The sequence below is a fragment of the Pannonibacter sp. XCT-53 genome, from assembly GCF_009915765.1.
Taxonomy (GTDB): domain Bacteria; phylum Pseudomonadota; class Alphaproteobacteria; order Rhizobiales; family Stappiaceae; genus Pannonibacter; species Pannonibacter tanglangensis.
Window position 1 is genome coordinate 57236 of sequence record NZ_JAABLQ010000004.1, and the last position, 17378, is coordinate 74613.

Below are 17378 nucleotides of genomic sequence, written 5' to 3' on the forward strand. Positions count from 1 at the left end.
GCGCGGTGCCGACGCCACTGTGGCGGAGCGCGCCTCCCGTTTCCGGAACCAGGACAGTAGCGACCGACATGGCGATCACGCTTGATCTTGCGCAGCGCGCAGCCTCGACCCAGCCCGTGCCGGACCTTGTGGCGGCCCCCGAGAAGCCGACGCTGATCGGCCTCGACCGCGCGGGTCTGGCCGAAGCCATGGCGTCGATCGACATTCCGGAGCGCCAGCGCAAGATGCGCGCGCAGCAGCTCTGGCACTGGCTCTATGTCCGCGGCGCCTCGGATTTCGGGCAGATGACCAACATCGCCAAGGATCTGCGCTACACCTTGCAGGATCACTTCTCGATCGCGCGGCCGGAGATCGTCTCCGAGCAGATTTCCGTCGACGGCACGCGCAAGTGGCTGTTCCGCTTCCCGCCGCGCGGGGCCGGGCGGCCGGTCGAGATCGAGACCGTGTACATTCCGGAGGAAGGGCGCGGGACACTTTGCGTCTCCTCCCAGGTCGGCTGCACGCTGACCTGCACCTTCTGCCATACCGGTACCCAGAAGATGGTGCGCAACCTGACGGCGGAGGAAATCCTGTCGCAGGTGCTGATGGCCCGTGACCGGCTTGGCGACTTCCCCGATGCCTCGACCCCGCAGGGCGCCATCGTGCCGTCCGAGGGCCGGCTCGTGTCCAACATCGTGATGATGGGCATGGGCGAGCCGCTCTACAATTTCGACAACGTCAAGCAGGCGCTCCTGATCGCCTCGGACGGCGACGGCCTGTCCCTGTCCAAGCGCCGGATCACCCTGTCCACCTCCGGTGTCGTGCCGGAAATCGCGCGGACCGGCGACGAGATCGGCTGCATGCTGGCAATCTCGCTGCATGCGGTGCGCGACGACCTGCGCGACGTGCTGGTGCCGATCAACAAGAAGTGGCCGATCAAGGACCTGCTGGACGCCTGCCGCCGCTATCCGGGCCTGTCGAACGCCAAGCGCATCACGTTTGAATACGTGATGCTGAAGGGCGTGAACGACAGCGACGCCGATGCGCGCGAGCTGGTGCGTCTGCTGGCCGGCATTCCGGCCAAGATCAACCTGATCCCGTTCAACCCGTGGCCGGGCTCGGCCTACGAGTGCTCCGACTGGGAGCGCATCGAGCAGTTCGCCGACATCGTCAACCGCGCGGGCTATGCCTCGCCGATCCGCACGCCGCGCGGCCGCGACATCTTCGCCGCCTGCGGCCAGCTCAAGTCGGCGTCCGAGCGGATGCGCAAGAAGGACCGGGACGCCCTCGAGGGCGCTGCCTGATCCCGGCCGCGCGCCTCCCCGACCAATCGGCAAAATGACAGAAAGGCCGGTGCCCGCAGGCACCGGCCTTTCGTCTTGTCCCCGAGGAGCGCCGGGGAGGGAGGTCAGGCAGCCGCGACGTTGCGCAGGAACGTGTTCACCAGGGTGCCGAGCTCGCTGACCCGACCGGCGACCGAGCCCGAGGCAGCATCGACCTCATCGGCGCAGGTCCGGGTTTCGGCGACGGAACCGGTGACGGCTCCCATGTTCTGGGCTGCAGCAATCGTGCTCGTCGAGGTTTCGCTGGCGCTGCGGCTGATCTCGCGGGTGGCGGCATCCTGCTGCTGCACCGCGGCGGCAATCGACCCGGTGAAGGCATTGGCCCGTTCCATGATCTCGCTGATGCCGCTGATCGAGCGCACCGCGTCGCCGGTCCAGGACTGGATCTCGGCCACCTGGGCGCTGATTTCCTCGGTGGCACGCGACGTCTGGTTGGCGAGTTCCTTGACTTCCGCGGCCACGACGGCAAAGCCCTTGCCAGCCTCGCCGGCACGCGCCGCCTCGATGGTGGCATTGAGCGCCAGCAGGTTCGTCTGCGCCGCAATCGCCTGGATGAGTGTCACCACCTCACCGATGCGCTGGGCTGCCGTCGCGAGATTGCTCATCTTCTCGTTGCTCTCGCTGGCCTGGAGGGTCGCCGTGCGGATCACCGCCGTCGTCTCGTTGACCCGTCCGCCGATCTCCGTGATGGAGGCCGACAGTTCCTCGGCGGCCGAGGCGACCAGCTGGACGTTCTCGGACGCGGTGGAGGTGGCGTGCGAGGCGCTGCCCGCGGTTTCTGCAGCCGAGGTCGAGATCCGGATCAGGTTCTGAGCGGTCGCCTGCATCTGCTGCATGTTGGCCGAGACGGAGTTCAGCACTTCCTCCGACTGGTACCGGAACTGGTCCAGCAGGTCCTCGATCCGCTTCTGGCGGGCGAGGCGCTCTTCCTGCTCGCGGGCTTCGGCTGCTGCGAGGCGTGCCTGCTCGGCGACCGTGTCCCGGAACCCGGCAATCGCCTGCGCAATGTCGCCGATCTCGTCCTTGCGGCTGGCCGCCAGGAAGGCGACGTCGACATTGCCCCCGGCCAGATCGGTCGCGTCCTTCACCAGGCCCTGGATCGGCCGGACGATGCCCCGGGCGATGAAGAGCCCAACGACAGCAGCCGCGACGGCGCAGCCGGCAAAGATCATCATGATCTGGTTGCGCAGCGCGCGGGCAGGGGCCATCACCTCGTCGTAGGCCTGCAGCGTGATGACCGCCCAGCGGGTGCCCTCGAAGTCCATCGGCGTGGTCGCGGCAACGAAGCTCGAGTCGCGGTAGCCCTCGATCTGACCGACGACGCGCTGGCCTGCAAGGGCCTGCTGCACCAGGTCGCCGGTCAGTTCGGTGGTCTGGATGTCATTCACGTCGGGTGTCTTGGCCGAGTCGGCCCGGAACCTGGCGTCCGAGCCGATCAGGACACTCTCTCCCGTGCTGCCGAGCCCCTGGGTCTGGCGCATGATGGCGTTGATGCGATCGATCGGCATCTGGAATGCCAGCACGCCGAGAAGCGTTCCGTCCCGGTAGACCGGCGTGGCGATGAAGCTCGCAGGGACGCCGTTGCTGGGCGCGTAGGATTCGAAGTCGAAGAAGGTCACTCCGCCGGCCGGCAGGGCCAATGCCTTGCGGAAGGCCTGACCAAGGTCGGTGTCCTTCCACTGTCCCGTGTTCAGGTTGGTGGCAAAGTCCAGTTCCTTGAAGACGGTGTAGATCAGGTCGCCGTCCGGATTGAAGAGGAAGATGTCGTAATAGCCGCGTGTCTTCAGGAAGTCGCGCAACCACGGGTGATAGGTGGCGTGAGCCTGGTCATAGGCACTGTCGCCTGCGGTCGTCAGGGCGTCCTTCTGGCCGAGCGGGTTCGGGTTGTCATGAATATAGGCCTTCTGGAGCGTCTGCGTCGCCTCCGCGCCGGTGTCGGTCCAGGCCTGATCGAAGGATTCGATCGCCGAAGCGACCATCGGGCTGCGCCCGATCACCCCGAGATCCTCGACGATGCTGTTGAGATACAACGACAGTTCCGTCTTGCGGGCTTCCGAGAGCGCCGCCAGCCGGACTTCCGCGTCATGGAGCAATTCGGCAGAGCTGCGTTGATAGGACAGGATGCCGATGAGGGCCCCGGTGATCAGGGCGCCACCGACAATTGCAACGGGGAGGCGGAAGCTGAGACGTGCAAGTGAGAAAGCCATTTTTGACTTTTGCCTCTGTGGGACGCAGAACCGAATTCGTGATGCGACTAAACACCTGGCCGTTTAAGAAATATCTAAAGAATCCCGCGCTTTGCCCCGTGAAGTCCTTGCGTTATGTTGCGCTGTTTTTCTGGGGTTCGGTTTCTAATTCTGTAGTAAATGAAGTCTGTACGAAACGAGGCCGTATTTTTTTGTAACGTAATACTGACTTGCATTTTTTGACAGGTGCACGTCCGGGTCGAGCAGCTGCAACGGGAAAGGGCCGCCCGGTGGGGCGGCCCTTTGCAACTTCCGGGGTGTGTCGCGGCGTCTGTTGATCAGGCGAGACCGCTGCGGGACAGCGGCAGCGTGGTCACCCACTCGCCACGGGCTGCAGCAATCGCGTTGGCGACGGCCGGGCCGACCGGCGGCGTGCCGGGTTCACCGATGCCCGTGGGGGCTTCGGTCGAGGGCACGATATGCACCTCGATCTGCGGCATGTCGGTCAGGCGCAGCGGCTGATAGGTGTCGAAGTTCGACTGATCGACCATACCGTCGGTGAAGGTGATCTCGTTGCGCAGCACGGCCCCGAGGCCGTAGCCGATCGCGCCTTCCACCTGGGCCCGGATCGTGTCGGGGTTCACCGGGATGCCGCAATCGACGGCGCAAACGACCTTCTCCACCTTCACGGTCCCGTCGTCGCGGAAGGAGATTTCGGCGATCTCGGCGACATGGCTGTTGAAGGATGTATGGACGGCAACGCCACGGTGGCGGCCTTCGGGGAGCGGGGTGCCCCAGCCGGCCTTCTCCGCCGCCAGCTTCAGAACGCCCAGCCTGCGAGGGTCATCCTTGAGCAGTGCCATGCGATAGGCGACCGGGTCCTGCCCGGCCTCGCGGGCGAGACGGTCGATCATCGTTTCCATCACATAGGCCGTGTGCGTGTGACCGACCGCGCGCCACCAGAGCACCGGGACCGGGGTCTTGGTCGCATGCACCTCGAGGGCAAAGGCAGGCAGGGCGTAGGTTGTGCCCGAGATGCCTTCGACCATGGTCTCGTCAACGCCGTTCTTCACGACGAAGGGTTCCATCGCCGTCCCGATCATGATCGACTTGCCGGCGATCCGGTGTTCCCAGGCCAGCAGGTTGCCGGTGCCGTCGAGGCCGACCCGGACCTTGTGCCGCATCATCGGCCGGTAGTAGCCGCCACGAATGTCGTCCTCGCGAGTCCACACGATCTTGATGTGCTGCGCGGCATGGCCTGCCGCGTGCCGCGCCTTCGCGATCAGCGCCGCCTCGGCGAAGTAGTGGCTGTCCGGCTGCGCCCGGCGGCCGAAGGAGCCGCCCGCCCACAGGGTGTTGATGGCAACCTTGTCCGGGGTCAGGCCAAGCACCTGGCCAGCCACCATCTGGTCGATGGTCTGGAACTGGGCTCCGGTCCAGAACGTTGCGCTGCTGCCATCGAACAGCACCGTGATGTCCAGCGGCTCCATCGGCGCATGCGCCAGATAGGGGAACTGGTACTCCGCCTCGATGACCCGGGCAGCCTTCGCCATGGCCGCAGCGGCATCGCCATGACCATGGGCCTTCAGGCCCGGCTTGCCGACCAACTCGGCCAGCTCTGCCTCCATCGCATCGGTCGAGCGCATCTCGGCTGCACTGTCGTCCCAGGTGATGGTCAGGGCATCGCGGCCCTGCATCGCAGCCCAGGTGCCGGTGGCCAGAACGGCGACGCCGGAGGGAACGGTGATCACATCCACCACACCGGCGACCGCACGGGCGGCCGTGTCATCCACCGACGCCACCTTCGAGCCGAAGCGGGGCGGGCGGGCAAGGACGGCCACCAGCATGTTGTCGAAGCGCTGGTCTATCCCGTAGGCCCCGACGGCACCGGTGATCTTTGACCGGGTGTCGACGCGGGGGAAGGACTTGCCGATGTAGACCCACTGGTCGGGGGTCTTCAGGACGACATCCTGCGGGACCGATTGCGCCGCCGCCGCGCCGGCCATCTCGCCGAATGTGGCGCTCTTGCCGGAGGCGTGCGACAGCGTGCCGGACGAGACGCTGATCTCGGCGGCCGGGACGCCCCAGGCCTTCGCGGCTGCGGCCACCAGCATCGCGCGGGCGGTGGCGCCGGCCTGGCGGTACTGCTGGAACGAGTTGGCAATGGCGGTCGAGCCGCCGGTGCCCTGCATGCCGAAGAAGAGGTTCTTGTAGAGCTCGGCATTGGCCGGGGCGAACTCGACACTCACCTGCTCCCAGGCGGCGTCAAGCTCGTCGGCGACCAGCGTTGCCAGACCCGTGGCGATGCCTTGCCCCTTGTCCAGATGCTTCGACAGCACGACGATCGTGTTGTCGGCGCGGATGTGCACGAAGGGCTGCGCCAGCGTGTCGGAGGACGCGGCTGCCAGCGCCTTCTGTCCCGGCAGCTTCAGGGCGAGCAACAACCCGCCGGCCGCGCCGGCGGTCAGTTTCAGGAAGGTGCGCCGGCTCGGGGCTGCGGCTTCCAGCGGCTTGGCAAGATGATGCAGCATGGGTCAGCCCTCCAGCTTTTCTGCGGCCAGATGAATGGCGCTGCGGATGCGGGCATAGGTGGCACAGCGGCAGACATTGCCGTCCATTGCCGCGTCGATGTCCGCGTCGGTCGGCTTTGGCGTCTCGCTCAGCAGGGCGGTGGCAGCCATGATCTGTCCGGACTGGCAATAGCCGCATTGCGGCACGTCGAGCTCGGTCCAGGCCGCGCGGATCGCGGCCGCAGCCGGGGTTTCGAGGCCTTCAATGGTGGTGATGCTCGCGCCTTCGAGGTCGCCGAGATAGGTCTGGCAGGAGCGGGTCGGAACCCCGTCCAGATGAACCGTGCAGGCGCCGCACTGGGCGATGCCGCAGCCGAACTTCGTGCCGGTCAGGCCGAGCGTGTCGCGGAGGATCCAGAGAAGGGGGGTCTGGGGATCGGCGTCGATGACGCGGCTTTCCCCATTCAGGGTGAGGGTCACTGGCATGTCACGTCTCCCGTGGCTGCAAAACCTGGCTCAAGGAGTAAACTACACGGTGCAGTTTACTTGCCGGGGCGTGATCTGTAAACTCCCGAGTTTACATAGGCGCGAAATTTTGAGATCAAACCCCCATGAGCGATTTTCAGGGTGTCTCGATCAGCGATCAGAAGCGTCAGCAGATCCTCGAGGCGGCGATTGCGGAGTTTCAGGAACGGGGGTTCGCCGGGGCCAGCATGGACCGGATCTCCGACCGCGCGACCGTGTCCAAGCGCACGGTCTACAATCACTTCGCCAGCAAGGATGTGCTGTTCCGGGCCATCATCGATTGTCTCGCCGACCGCATGACCGCAGCCCTGGATGTGGTCTATGTTCCGGGTGAGGACCTGCGGGACCAGCTTACCCGCCTGGCCTGGGCCGAGGGCAACCTGCTGGTTGATCCCTGTTTCATGCGGATGGCGCGGATGCTGATGGGCGAAACCATCCGGCATCCCGTTCTGGCGGCCGAGTTCGCGCAGCGTGTCGACAAGATGCGGGCCTTCGGCGCGTTCATGGACGCGGCCTTTGCCGACGGGGCCCTGGTTGCCGGCACGCCGGAACTGGCCGCGACCCAGTTCATGGCGCTGATCAAGGCGCGCGGCTTCTATCCGTATTTGCTGACCGGCGGCGCTCCGGACCGGGATCTCATGCAGGCCATCGTCGCCGATGCGGTCGCCTTCATGATCAAGGCCTTCGCCCGGGCTGACTGACGCGACACCTGCAGCCCCGTCCACCGCTCCTTCCGCCATCGGGCATCCCTGAGGGCCGGTACACATGAGGGCGGGCACAAAAAAGGGGCCGGCGTGAACCGGCCCCATTCGTCTGCGTCCGTGTGCGCCGTCTCAAGGCGCGGGTCTGCGCGTCAGCGCAGGTGTGCGACCAGTTCGTGCGTGATCTGGCCCAGCCAGGTCTCGCTGACCACATCGTCGCCGCGCTTCAAGTAAACGCGGGCCTCGATCGGGTCGTGGTCGGCAACCTTGGCGTCGAAGATCAGGCGCCAGCGGTCGGTGCCGACGACCGGCAGCAGGTAGGGGTTGATCGCCTCGCCGCGCGACAGCTCGACGACCGGGGTCACGCCGTCACCCTGACCAAGCCCCTTGAGCGCCGGGCCTTCAAAGTCGATCGAGATCTTGATCTGGTCGGCCGGACGCGGCTGACCGGGCACGCCGCCCTGGCCGACGCGCGTCGCGACAGTCCGGGAGCCCACGCCCGGCAGCGGATGGTGATCCTTCCAGTGCATGCGGTAGGCGAAGCGGCGCTCCTCGCCGGCGGCCGGCAGGGTCTTCGGCAGGAAGTAGGCGACGATGTTGTCGTAGATCTCGTCGTCGGTCGGGATCTCGACGAGCTGCACGGCGCCTTCGCCGAACGGAGCCATCGGCTCGATCCAGACCGAGGGACGCTTGTCGTAGAACACGCCGTCGTCTTCGTAGTTCTCGAAGGCGCGGTCACGCTGGGCCAGACCGAAGCCCTGCAGGTTCGAGGCCTGGAAGGTGGAGGTGCGCAGGCCCTTCGGGTTGTTCAGCGGACGCCAGATCTGTTCGCCGTTCTCCATGACGATGGACAGGCCGTCCGTGTCATGAACTTCCGGACGCCAGTCGAGACCCATGGAGCGGTTGGTCTCCGAGTACCAGTACATGCTGGTCAGCGGCGCGATGCCGAGACGCTCGACCGGCTGGCGGAAGAACAGGCGGCTGTCGACGTCGATGGTCTGCCCCTCACTTTCGGTGTTGCGCATGGTCATCTTGTAGGCGCCGGCCACGCTCGGGCTGTCGAGCAGGGCGTAAAGCACCAGCGACTCGTCGGCGTTCTCGCCCGGCGCCAGCCAGAAGGCGGTGAAGCGCGGGAACTCTTCCGGCTGCGACAGGCCGGTGTTCAGAGCCAGGCCGCGGGCCGACTGGCCGTACTGGTTCGACTGGCCGTCGGTCCGGAAATAGGACGCGCCGAGGAAGGAGATCCAGTCCGTCTTGAGATCCGGGCGCATGATGCGGAAGCCGGCGAAGCCGATGTCGGCCGGCAGGTCGCGCGACGGGCTGTCGTCCGGGCTGCTGAAGTAGGACGGATCGTACAGGATCTCGCGGGCAACACCGCTGTTGACCTCGTAGATCTTCACCGGCTGCTTGAAGTAGCGGCCCAGGTGGAAGAACTGCACCGGCGCCTTGTCGGAGATGTTCACCGTCTCGTCCGCGTCGAAGCGGATCTTCCAGTGGGCGTCATAATCGATCTTTTCGAGCGTTTCGGCGGCGCGGGTGCGCTGCTCGGCATAGGGCTTGGCAGCGAGCGCCTTGGCCTGATCGATCACGGCATCGAAGCTGAAGGGCTCGGCCGGGCCGCGCTTGGCAGCGAGCTCGCCTGCGGCCGCCGGGAGGACGGGGGCGGCGAGAATTCCAAGGAACAGAAGACAGGAAGCGATGAGACGCATGGGTCATCCTTGTGGCAAATGCGCCTGAAGTTGCAGGGGGGCGGTCCTCCGCCTCCCCACACGGCGGCGGCGGAAAATACAACTGCGGCAAGGGGCCCGCAAGCGGCAGAATCGTGCCCAATTCCGCCAAATACAAACAAGGTGAAGCCGCCTCACAAATTGGACTTTCCAGCCCCGGCCCACGTGACTAGAGTGCCCCCGGTTTTTCAGGCCGGCCCGGTCAGCGCACCGTGCGGCCAGGACTTATCAGAAACAGCGATCGGACATCTCTCATGGCCCATGGCGACATCAAGAAGGTCGTGCTTGCCTATTCCGGCGGTCTCGACACCTCCATCATCCTGAAGTGGCTCCAGACGGAGCTCGGGGCCGAAGTGGTCACCTTTACCGCCGACCTCGGCCAGGGCGAGGAGCTGGAGCCGGCGCGCAAGAAGGCCGAGATGCTCGGCATCAAGGAAATCTTCATCGAGGACGTGCGCGAGGAATTCGTCCGCGATTTCGTGTTCCCGATGTTCCGCGCCAATGCCGTCTATGAAGGCGTCTACCTGCTCGGCACCTCGATTGCCCGTCCGCTGATCTCCAAGCACCTGATCGAGATCGCCAGGAAGACCGGCGCCGACGCCATTGCCCATGGCGCGACCGGCAAGGGCAACGACCAGGTTCGCTTCGAGCTGTCGGCCTATGCGCTGAACCCGGACATCAAGATCATCGCGCCCTGGCGCGACTGGACCTTCAAGAGCCGCACCGACCTGCTGGAGTTCGCCGAGAAGCACCAGATCCCGGTGGCCAAGGACAAGAAGGGCGAGGCGCCGTTCTCCGTCGACGCCAACCTGCTGCACTCGTCGTCCGAGGGCAAGGTGCTGGAAGATCCGGCGGTCGAGGCCCCGGAATACGTGCACATGCGCACCATCTCGCCGGAAGCTGCCCCGGACAAGGCCACCGTCATCAAGATCGGCTTCGAGCGCGGTGACGCCGTGTCGATCAACGGCGAGCGCCTCTCGCCGGCAACGCTGCTCGCCAAGCTCAACGACTATGGCCGCGACAACGGCATCGGCCGTCTTGATCTCGTCGAGAACCGGTTCGTCGGCATGAAGAGCCGTGGCGTCTACGAGACGCCGGGCGGCACCATCCTGCTGGCGGCACACCGGGCGATGGAATCGATCACGCTGGACCGCGGCGCCGCGCATCTCAAGGACGAGATCATGCCGCGCTATGCCGAGCTGATCTATTACGGCTTCTGGTTCTCGCCGGAGCGCGAGATGCTGCAGGCTCTCATCGACAAGAGCCAGGAGCATGTCGAGGGCGAGGTGACGCTGAAGCTGTACAAGGGCAACGTCATGGTCATCGGTCGCGAGAGCCCGAAGTCGCTCTACTCCGACAAGCTGGTCACCTTCGAGGACGACCAGGGCGCCTACGACCAGAAGGATGCGGCCGGCTTCATCAAGCTGAACGCCCTGCGCCTGCGCACGCTCGCCAAGCGCAACAAGCTCGGCTGACGCCGCAGCTGCATCGTCCTGACGTCCGGCGCGAAGCAATTCGCGCCGGATTTTTGTTGCGGGACCTTGCGTCCGGACAGGAGGGCGCCGCTGTGGTACCGTCTGTTATCCCTGCCTTTCCAGCCCGCGAGTGCCCATGGCCCAGCCGCTCGACCTGCCGCTCGACCTGCCGATCGACCCCTTGCTCAACTTCCTCCAGATCCTGGACTATCTCGGCGTCGCGGTCTTTGCCGTAACCGGTGCGATTGTCGCCTCGCGCAAGAACATGGACCTGATCGCCTTCCTGTTCTTCGCCACGATGACCGGGATCGGCGGTGGAACGCTGCGTGATCTCATCCTCGGCGTGCCGGTGTTCTGGACCCGGTCGGAAGGCTACCTGCTGGTCTGCTTCACGGTCAGCGTGCTGATGTGGTTCGGCGCCCATATCGTCGAGGGCTGGGGCAAGCCGCTGCGCTGGGCCGATGCGGTCGGGCTTGCGGCCTATTGCGTCATGGGCTCGGCCAAGGCCCTGTCCGTGTCCGAAATGCCGGTCGTGGCGGTGCTCATGGGCGTGGCCACCGCCACCTTCGGCGGCATCCTGCGCGACGTGGTCGTGGGGGATCCCTCGGCGATCGTGAAACCGGAACTCTACATTTCAGCCGCGGTGATCGGCTCGACCGTCTTCGTGATCCTGACGATCCTGGGCCTCAGCCTCTGGCCGGCCGCGATCATCGGGGCCGCAGCGGCATTCGTCCTTCGTGCGGGGGCGATCACCCGCGGCTGGACGCTGCCGAGCTACCGTCCGCCCGCTGCCCGCTAGGCTGGCTGCCGGTCGCCTGCCCTCCGATGCGGCTGGTGCTCAGACTGTAAACAGGCTCTGGTCCGGCCGTCGTCAGGCCGCACGGCTGTCCTTGCCCGGAGCGGGCAGGGCTGCAGAGGCGGTTGCGGCCTGATCGGCTGCGGCAGCGCGCAGCTGGTCGGCCTCGCGGTGCCATTTGTCGGCTTCATTGCGCTTCACGCGCGCTTCCCGGCGCCACTTGCCCTGCCTCGCCCAGGCCCCCAGGCCGCCGATGACGATGCCGACCAGGATGGCGCAGAACATCACCCAGAACAGCGGCACATCGGTCAGCGTGAGGCGGGGGTCCTGCGGGTCGAACGGATTGAGCGCGATGTCGACGCCGTGGCGGTTGGCAACGGACAGGGGCAGCAGCACGAGCGCGATGAGGAAGAGAACCGTGTTCTTCAGGAACCTTGTCACGAATCCGGAGCCTTTCGCTGGAAGGCCGACGATCAGTCGTCGTCGTCCTCGCCGTGGTCGACGCCATCATTCAGGCGTTCGCGCATTTCCTTGCCCGTCTTGAAGAAGGGCACGTATTTCTCGTCCACGTCCACCTTCTGGCCGGTGCGCGGATTGCGCCCGACGCGGGCGGGCCGGTTCTTCACGGAAAAGGCGCCGAAGCCCCGCAGCTCGACGCGGTCGCCCCGCATCAGCGCCTCGGTGATCTCGTCCAGGATTGCGTTGACGATGTTCTCGACGTCCCGCTGGTAGAGGTGCGGGTTCTGTTCGGCGATGCGCTGAACCAGCTCGGACTTGATCATTCCCCGCCCCCTCGACTTGCATCTTTCTCAGCCGCGTTGGGAGCGTGCCAAACGGAGACGAGCCCGTCAAGCGTAAGGCTCGGGGAAATCAATCCTTTAGCGTCTGCGAGATGGCCGATCAGGGCGCTCGCGACGCCCTCGCCGAGGCTGCGGCCGATCTGCATCGAGAAGGGCAGCGACTCGGATTCGGCCGGGACCTTCCAGGTCACGACCGGGAGGTTGGCCGGCACCTTGCGCTCGCTCTCGAGCCAGGCGATGGCCGTCTCCTCGCCGCCGATCGCATCGACCAGCCCGACTTCCCGGGCCCGGTAGCCGCTGAGGATGGCGCCGTTCGCCAGTTCGCGCGCCCGCGCTTCGTCCAGTCCGCGGCGGTCGGCGACCAGACGCACGAACCAGTCGTAGCTGTCGCCGACGAGGGTCTCCAGCACCTGCCGTGCCTCGGGGCTGGTGGAGGAGTAGAAGTCCGGTTCGGCCTTCAGCGGCGAGCTCTTCACTGCGTCCATCTCGACCCCGAGGGTGTCCAGCAGCTTTTCGACATTGCCATACTGGAACAGCACGCCGATCGACCCGGTGATCGAGTTGTAGCGGGCGACGACGTGGTCGCTCGACAGGGCGATCATGTAGCCGGCCGAGGTGCCCACGGTGCGGATCTCGGCCACCAGCGGCTTCTTTTCGGCCAGGTCGGACAGCGCCTCGAAGAGCGCCTCGCCGCCGGTCGTGCTGCCGCCCGGCGAATTGATCGAGAGGAGCACGCCTTCCACGGTGCCGGACTCGCCGATGTCCCGGATCATCTCCAGCTGCCGGCGGTCGTCGAGGATGACCCCTTCCACCGCGATGCGGGCAATGTGCGGCGCGCGCTTGGAGGGAACATCGAGGCCGGAAACGGCCAGGATGCCCGCGCCGAGGGCTGCGGCCAGGATGACAAAGGCGGCAAGGCGCCAGAAGGTCAGCTTCCGGCGCAGCCTGCGGCGGTCGACAATCGCATCGGCATCCAGGGACATGCGCAATCTCTTGGTCAGATCTCGTCGGACACCATCGCTACACAGGCGCAGGTGGCTTGAAAAGGACAAAAGCCACCGCCCGCCCGGACGCGTCGTCGCGGGGCCGGTTTTCCGGCCGGCGTCCTGGTCAGGCGCGCAGGGAAACCGGCCGGCGGTGTCGCACGACGATGGCCGCAAACAGCAGTGTGGCAAGGCCTGTCACGACGAGGCCGGCGCTGGCGAGATGCGCAGGCCCGCCGTTGAGGGCAACGATCGCACCGGGGATCAGCAGCCACAGGCCGATGGTCGACAGAAGGAAGTGCAGGCGGGCAGCCAGACGTTCGCCGGCCTGCGGCACGGCGTTGTAATAGAGGCCGAACAGGCCCATGGCGAGGCAGCCGAGACCGTTGAGGTGGCCTTGCACCGCCGCCAGGCTGTGGTCATGCGCCGTGGCCATCTGCAGTCCGAAGGCCACGCCGCCGAGGCCATAGAGCATCGCCGAAATGAAGAACCAGAACGCCAGTCCCCGCATCATCGTCTCCCGCCTGGCTGCGGTCCGCGCAGCCTCGGCGGATACGATGGGCGTGAGCCTTGCGTCAGACTGTGCGCTGCGTCACAGCTTGTCCGGTTTTCTTCCGGCGGCGGGCAGCATTCAGCCGGCCCGCGGGACTGCTGCGGCGACCGGGGCGCCATCGGCCTTGCGCAGTGCGGCAAGGGTCGTCTGGAGTGCGGCGACCTGGACGTCCGCGAGGGCGTCCATCGGCAGCGGCCGGGACGGATCTGCGTCGGATGCGAAGCCGCATGCGGCGAGATGTCCGTTCTCGAACAGGTAGCGCATCGCCAGCAGCCCGGGATGCGCTGCCGCCGGGGCCGCCTCGTCCCGGGTGTCGCGGTGCTCGATGATGTAGCGCTCCAGCTCGAATTCGGTCTGGGTGTTCGGTTCGGATGCACGCATTCCGGCTCCTCCCTCTGTCTGGCCCGCAAGGGCGACGGGCCGGCGCGTCGGGCGACCTGACCCGATCCCGAGACTGCCCCAGAGAAGTTGCGGAACACTTGCCGGAGAAAAAACGTCTGGCTGATGGGTTAACCGGACGGAAATCCGCCACATTCCTGTCGTGTTGCGAGGGATGCGCCACGTCAGGGCGCCGCTTCTTTCCAGTCGGAGGTCCTCTCATGCGCAAGGCGCTGCGCTCGTTCGTTGCCTGTCTGTCTTTCGGTGTGTCGGTGTCCCTTGCCGGAGCGGCTGTTGCGGCTCCGAAATGCGGCCAGGATGCCAACGGCTTCTCGGCCTGGCTGGAGGCGTTCAAGGACGAAGCGACCAGCACGCATGGCCTCAGCTCCTTCACCGTGCGCTCGGCGCTGGACGGCCTCACCTATGACGCACAGGTGATCAAGCTCGACCGGGGCCAGCGCTCCTTCAAGCTGAGCTTCGACGAGTTCTACAAGCGCCGCGTCAACAATGCGCTGATCAAGCGTGGGCAGACCCTGTGGGCCCAGTATGGCGGCCTGTTCTCCCGCATCGAGCGGGACTACGGCATCCCGCCGCAGATCATCCTCGCGATCTGGGGCCTCGAGACGGGCTATGGCTCGGGATCGGGCAAGATGCAGGTGGTGCGCTCGCTGGCGACGCTGTCCTACGACTGCCGGCGCAGCGAGTTCTTCACCCGCGAGCTGGTTGCGGCTCTCAAGATCATCGAGCGCGGCGACAAGGAGCCCGAGGACATGCGCGGCGCCTGGGCCGGCGAGCTTGGCCAGACCCAGTTCCTGCCGACCTCCTATCTCAACTATGCCGTGGACTACGACGGCGACGGCAAGCGCGATCTCATCCGCTCCATTCCCGACGTTCTGGCCTCGACCGCCAACTACCTGAAGCAGAAAGGGTGGCGGACCGGCGAGAGCTGGGGCCCGGGCACGCCCAACGAGGATGTGCTGCGCGAATGGAACAAGGCCGAGGTCTATGTGAAGACCATCGGCGTGATGGCAGAGAAGCTGGAAAACTGAACCCTGGCAGGGAAGCCGGTGGCGGGCGTGACAGCGTCCGCCTCCTTTCCCGTCAGCCTGTCCTTGCCGCCTGCGGTCAGCCGGCCGGCGCATCCGGGAGCATCACATGGCGCCGAGATCGCTGATCACGCTTGGTCTGTTCATCCTGGTCGTATCCGGGGGCGGGCTGCTCATCGGGGCGACCAACCTGCCGGGCGCCTGGTACGCCGGCCTGGTCAAGCCCGGGTTCACGCCGCCGAACTGGCTCTTTGGTCCCGTCTGGACCGTTCTTTATCTCGCCATTGCCGTGGCCGGGTGGCGCAGTCTCGCTCTCGGCGCCACCCGCGCGCCGTTCCGTCTGTGGACTGTGCAGCTCGTCCTGAACTTTGCCTGGAGCCCGGTGGTCTTCACGCTGCACCGGCTCGATCTTGGCCTAGGTCTTATCCTGGCCATGCTCATCACCATCGTCCTGTTCATCCGCGCGACCTGGACGCAGGACCGCATCGCCGCGCTCCTGTTCGTGCCCTATGCGCTATGGGTCGGCTATGCCTCGGCCCTCAACGCCAGCCTCGTGACGCTGAACTGAAAGATCTCCTGCCTCGACGGCAGTCCTTCGCCGTCTATTGCGCTGCAGCACGGGGCTGATTAGGCTCCGCCTCGTCGCACAGGGGAAAGGATCAGCCGATGCTCAGCCGGGCAGAGGATTTCGACAGCCTCACGGCCGGCTTCTCCTGGAGCCTGCCGGAGCGCTACAACATCGCCCGCTCGGCCTGCGATGACTGGGCCGCGCGTGAACCCGGCCGGCTGGCCATCCGGCAGGTCGCCGCCGACGGCCGCGTTACCGACTGGAGCTACGGGGCGCTTGCGGCCGCCTCCAATCGCCTTGCCAATGCGCTGCAGGCGCATGGCATCCGGGCCGGCGACCGGGTCGCCCTGCTGCTGCCGCAGGCACCGGAGACGGCAGTCGTGCATCTGGCCGTCTACAAGATCGGCGCCGTCGCGGTGCCGCTCGCCGCGCTGTTCGGGGTTGATGCCCTGCGCTACCGGCTGACCGACTCCGGCGCGCGCGCCCTCGTCACCCATGCGGCAGGGCTCGCCAAGATCGCGCCGCTGCGCGCCGGACTTGCCGGTCTCGGCCTCGTGATCAGCATCGACGGCCCGGGCGATGGCGCCTTCGGTCTTGCCGATCTGACCGCACGCGCGAGCGACCGCTTCGCCTGCCTCGACACCGGGCTCAATGATCCGGCGCTGATGATCTACACCTCGGGCACCACGGGTCAGCCCAAGGGCGTGCTGCACGGACACCGGGTGCTGCTCGGCCATCTGCCGGGGATCCAGCTGTCGCAGGAATTCCTCGGCCAGCCGGGCGATCTCCTGTGGACGCCCGCCGACTGGGCCTGGGCGGGCGGGCTGCTCAACGCGCTGTTTCCGTCGCTGCATCTCGGCGTGCCGGTGATCGCCTTCGCGCAACAGAAGTTCGATCCCGAGCAGGCCTTCCACCTGATGGCGACGCAGGGCGTGCGCAATGTGTTCGTGCCGCCGACGGCGCTGAAGATCATGCGGTCGGTCGAGCGACCGGCCCGCCGGTTTCCGCTTGCCTTGCGCAGCATCGGCTCGGCCGGCGAGGCGCTGGGCCGCGAGGCCTTTGAATGGACGCAGGCCGAGCTTGGTCTGCCGGTCAACGAATTCTATGGCCAGACCGAGTGCAACGCCGTGCTTGGCTCCTGCGCCGGGCTCGGCGTGTCGCGCGCCGGGGCGATCGGACGCGTCATTCCCGGGCATCAGGTGGCGATCATCGCGCCCGACGGCACGGAACTGCCGCGCGGCACGCAAGGCCAGATCGCCATCCGGCGCCCGGATCCGGTGATGTTCCTGCAGTACTGGAACAAGCCGGAGGCAACGGCGGAAAAGTTCATCGGCGACTGGATGACCACGGGCGACCAGGGCGTCATGGATGCCGACGGCTATGTCGAGTTCATCGGCCGGGACGACGATGTCATCACCTCGGCGAGCTACCGCATCGGACCGGGCGAGATCGAGGACTGCCTGCTGACCCACCCGGCAGTGGCGCTGGCGGCGGCCGTCGGCAAGCCGGATCCGCTCCGGACCGAGATCGTCAAGGCCTACATCGTCCTGGCCGACGGCCATCAGCCGAGCGAGGCGCTGGCCGCAGAGATCCGCGCGCATGTGCGCACGCGCCTGTCGGCGCACGAGTATCCGCGCGAGATCAGCTTCCTCGACGAACTGCCGATGACCACCACGGGCAAGATCATCCGCCGTGCCCTGCGTGAACGGGCCCGGGCCGGCGACTAGCCAGACCGGCGGGGCAGGGGCGGATCGGGCACAGGCACGTCGGGCGGGCGCCTCCGGCCCCGGCCTTGCCCCCCGCCTGGA

At 66.5% G+C, this 17378-nt stretch carries 16 protein-coding genes; 7 read left to right on the top strand and 9 right to left on the bottom strand.

Annotated features, from left to right (window positions below):
- Window positions 1-68: 68 nt before the first annotated feature.
- Complete coding sequence (gene rlmN, locus GWI72_RS18835; protein WP_161677833.1) at window positions 69-1283, top strand: 23S rRNA (adenine(2503)-C(2))-methyltransferase RlmN; 1215 nt, start codon at window positions 69-71, stop codon at window positions 1281-1283.
- A 104-nt stretch (window positions 1284-1387) separates the two neighbouring features.
- On the opposite strand, the gene GWI72_RS18840 is transcribed toward rlmN, so the two are convergent.
- From GWI72_RS18840 to GWI72_RS18850, 3 genes are all read right to left on the bottom strand, one after another.
- Window positions 1388-3529 carry a methyl-accepting chemotaxis protein gene (locus GWI72_RS18840; RefSeq protein ID WP_161709636.1) on the bottom strand — a complete coding sequence of 714 codons (2142 nt, stop codon included), beginning with the start codon at window positions 3527-3529 and terminating at the stop codon, window positions 1388-1390.
- A 317-nt stretch (window positions 3530-3846) separates the two neighbouring features.
- Window positions 3847-6039: a xanthine dehydrogenase family protein molybdopterin-binding subunit gene (locus GWI72_RS18845; protein WP_161709637.1), complete on the bottom strand. Its 2193-nt coding sequence runs from the start codon at window positions 6037-6039 to the stop codon at window positions 3847-3849.
- Between the two features lie 3 nt (window positions 6040-6042).
- Entirely contained in the window at window positions 6043-6504 is a 462-nt protein-coding gene (locus tag GWI72_RS18850) for a (2Fe-2S)-binding protein (protein WP_161677836.1), read from the bottom strand.
- A gap of 125 nt (window positions 6505-6629) precedes the next feature.
- Here GWI72_RS18850 and GWI72_RS18855 point away from each other — a divergent pair, with 125 nt between their 5' ends.
- A complete protein-coding gene (locus tag GWI72_RS18855; protein ID WP_161677837.1) occupies window positions 6630-7244 on the top strand; it encodes a TetR/AcrR family transcriptional regulator in 615 nt (204 codons plus the stop codon).
- Between the two features lie 152 nt (window positions 7245-7396).
- Here the strand turns inward: GWI72_RS18855 and GWI72_RS18860 are convergent, their stop codons facing one another.
- The gene (locus GWI72_RS18860; RefSeq protein WP_161709638.1) at window positions 7397-8953 is read right to left on the bottom strand and encodes a glucan biosynthesis protein; all 1557 of its coding nucleotides are present in this window, start codon (window positions 8951-8953) and stop codon (window positions 7397-7399) included.
- 272 nt (window positions 8954-9225) lie between these two features.
- Between GWI72_RS18860 and GWI72_RS18865 the strand changes: the two genes are divergently transcribed.
- Window positions 9226-10446, top strand: coding sequence for an argininosuccinate synthase (locus GWI72_RS18865; RefSeq protein WP_161677839.1), 1221 nt, complete (start codon window positions 9226-9228; stop codon window positions 10444-10446).
- A gap of 136 nt (window positions 10447-10582) precedes the next feature.
- Entirely contained in the window at window positions 10583-11245 is a 663-nt protein-coding gene (locus GWI72_RS18870) for a trimeric intracellular cation channel family protein (RefSeq protein WP_161709639.1), read from the top strand.
- Window positions 11246-11317: 72 nt separating this feature from the next.
- On the opposite strand, the gene GWI72_RS18875 is transcribed toward GWI72_RS18870, so the two are convergent.
- The 5 genes from GWI72_RS18875 to GWI72_RS18895 all read right to left on the bottom strand — a co-directional run bounded on the left by GWI72_RS18875 (window position 11318) and on the right by GWI72_RS18895 (window position 13959).
- Window positions 11318-11683 carry a LapA family protein gene (locus tag GWI72_RS18875; protein WP_161677841.1) on the bottom strand — a complete coding sequence of 122 codons (366 nt, stop codon included), beginning with the start codon at window positions 11681-11683 and terminating at the stop codon, window positions 11318-11320.
- A 32-nt stretch (window positions 11684-11715) separates the two neighbouring features.
- A complete protein-coding gene (locus GWI72_RS18880; protein ID WP_161677842.1) occupies window positions 11716-12024 on the bottom strand; it encodes an integration host factor subunit beta in 309 nt (102 codons plus the stop codon).
- The gene (gene sppA, locus GWI72_RS18885) at window positions 12021-13025 is read right to left on the bottom strand and encodes a signal peptide peptidase SppA (RefSeq protein WP_161709640.1); all 1005 of its coding nucleotides are present in this window, start codon (window positions 13023-13025) and stop codon (window positions 12021-12023) included. The genes GWI72_RS18880 and sppA overlap by 4 nt, the downstream gene beginning before the upstream one ends.
- Before the next feature lie 127 nt (window positions 13026-13152).
- Complete coding sequence (locus GWI72_RS18890) at window positions 13153-13536, bottom strand: hypothetical protein (RefSeq protein ID WP_161677844.1); 384 nt, start codon at window positions 13534-13536, stop codon at window positions 13153-13155.
- Between the two features lie 120 nt (window positions 13537-13656).
- Window positions 13657-13959: a hypothetical protein gene (locus tag GWI72_RS18895; RefSeq protein WP_161709641.1), complete on the bottom strand. Its 303-nt coding sequence runs from the start codon at window positions 13957-13959 to the stop codon at window positions 13657-13659.
- A 218-nt stretch (window positions 13960-14177) separates the two neighbouring features.
- On the opposite strand from GWI72_RS18895, the gene GWI72_RS18900 reads away from it, so the two are divergent.
- The 3 genes from GWI72_RS18900 (at window position 14178) to GWI72_RS18910 (ending at window position 17297) form a co-directional block, all read left to right on the top strand.
- On the top strand, window positions 14178-15005 hold the full coding sequence (locus tag GWI72_RS18900; protein ID WP_161709642.1) for a lytic murein transglycosylase: 828 nt from the start codon (window positions 14178-14180) through the stop codon (window positions 15003-15005).
- A 106-nt stretch (window positions 15006-15111) separates the two neighbouring features.
- On the top strand, window positions 15112-15570 hold the full coding sequence (locus tag GWI72_RS18905) for a TspO/MBR family protein (protein ID WP_161709643.1): 459 nt from the start codon (window positions 15112-15114) through the stop codon (window positions 15568-15570).
- Window positions 15571-15668: 98 nt separating this feature from the next.
- The gene (locus GWI72_RS18910; RefSeq protein ID WP_161709644.1) at window positions 15669-17297 is read left to right on the top strand and encodes an AMP-binding protein; all 1629 of its coding nucleotides are present in this window, start codon (window positions 15669-15671) and stop codon (window positions 17295-17297) included.
- The last annotated feature ends 81 nt before the right edge of the window (window positions 17298-17378 follow it).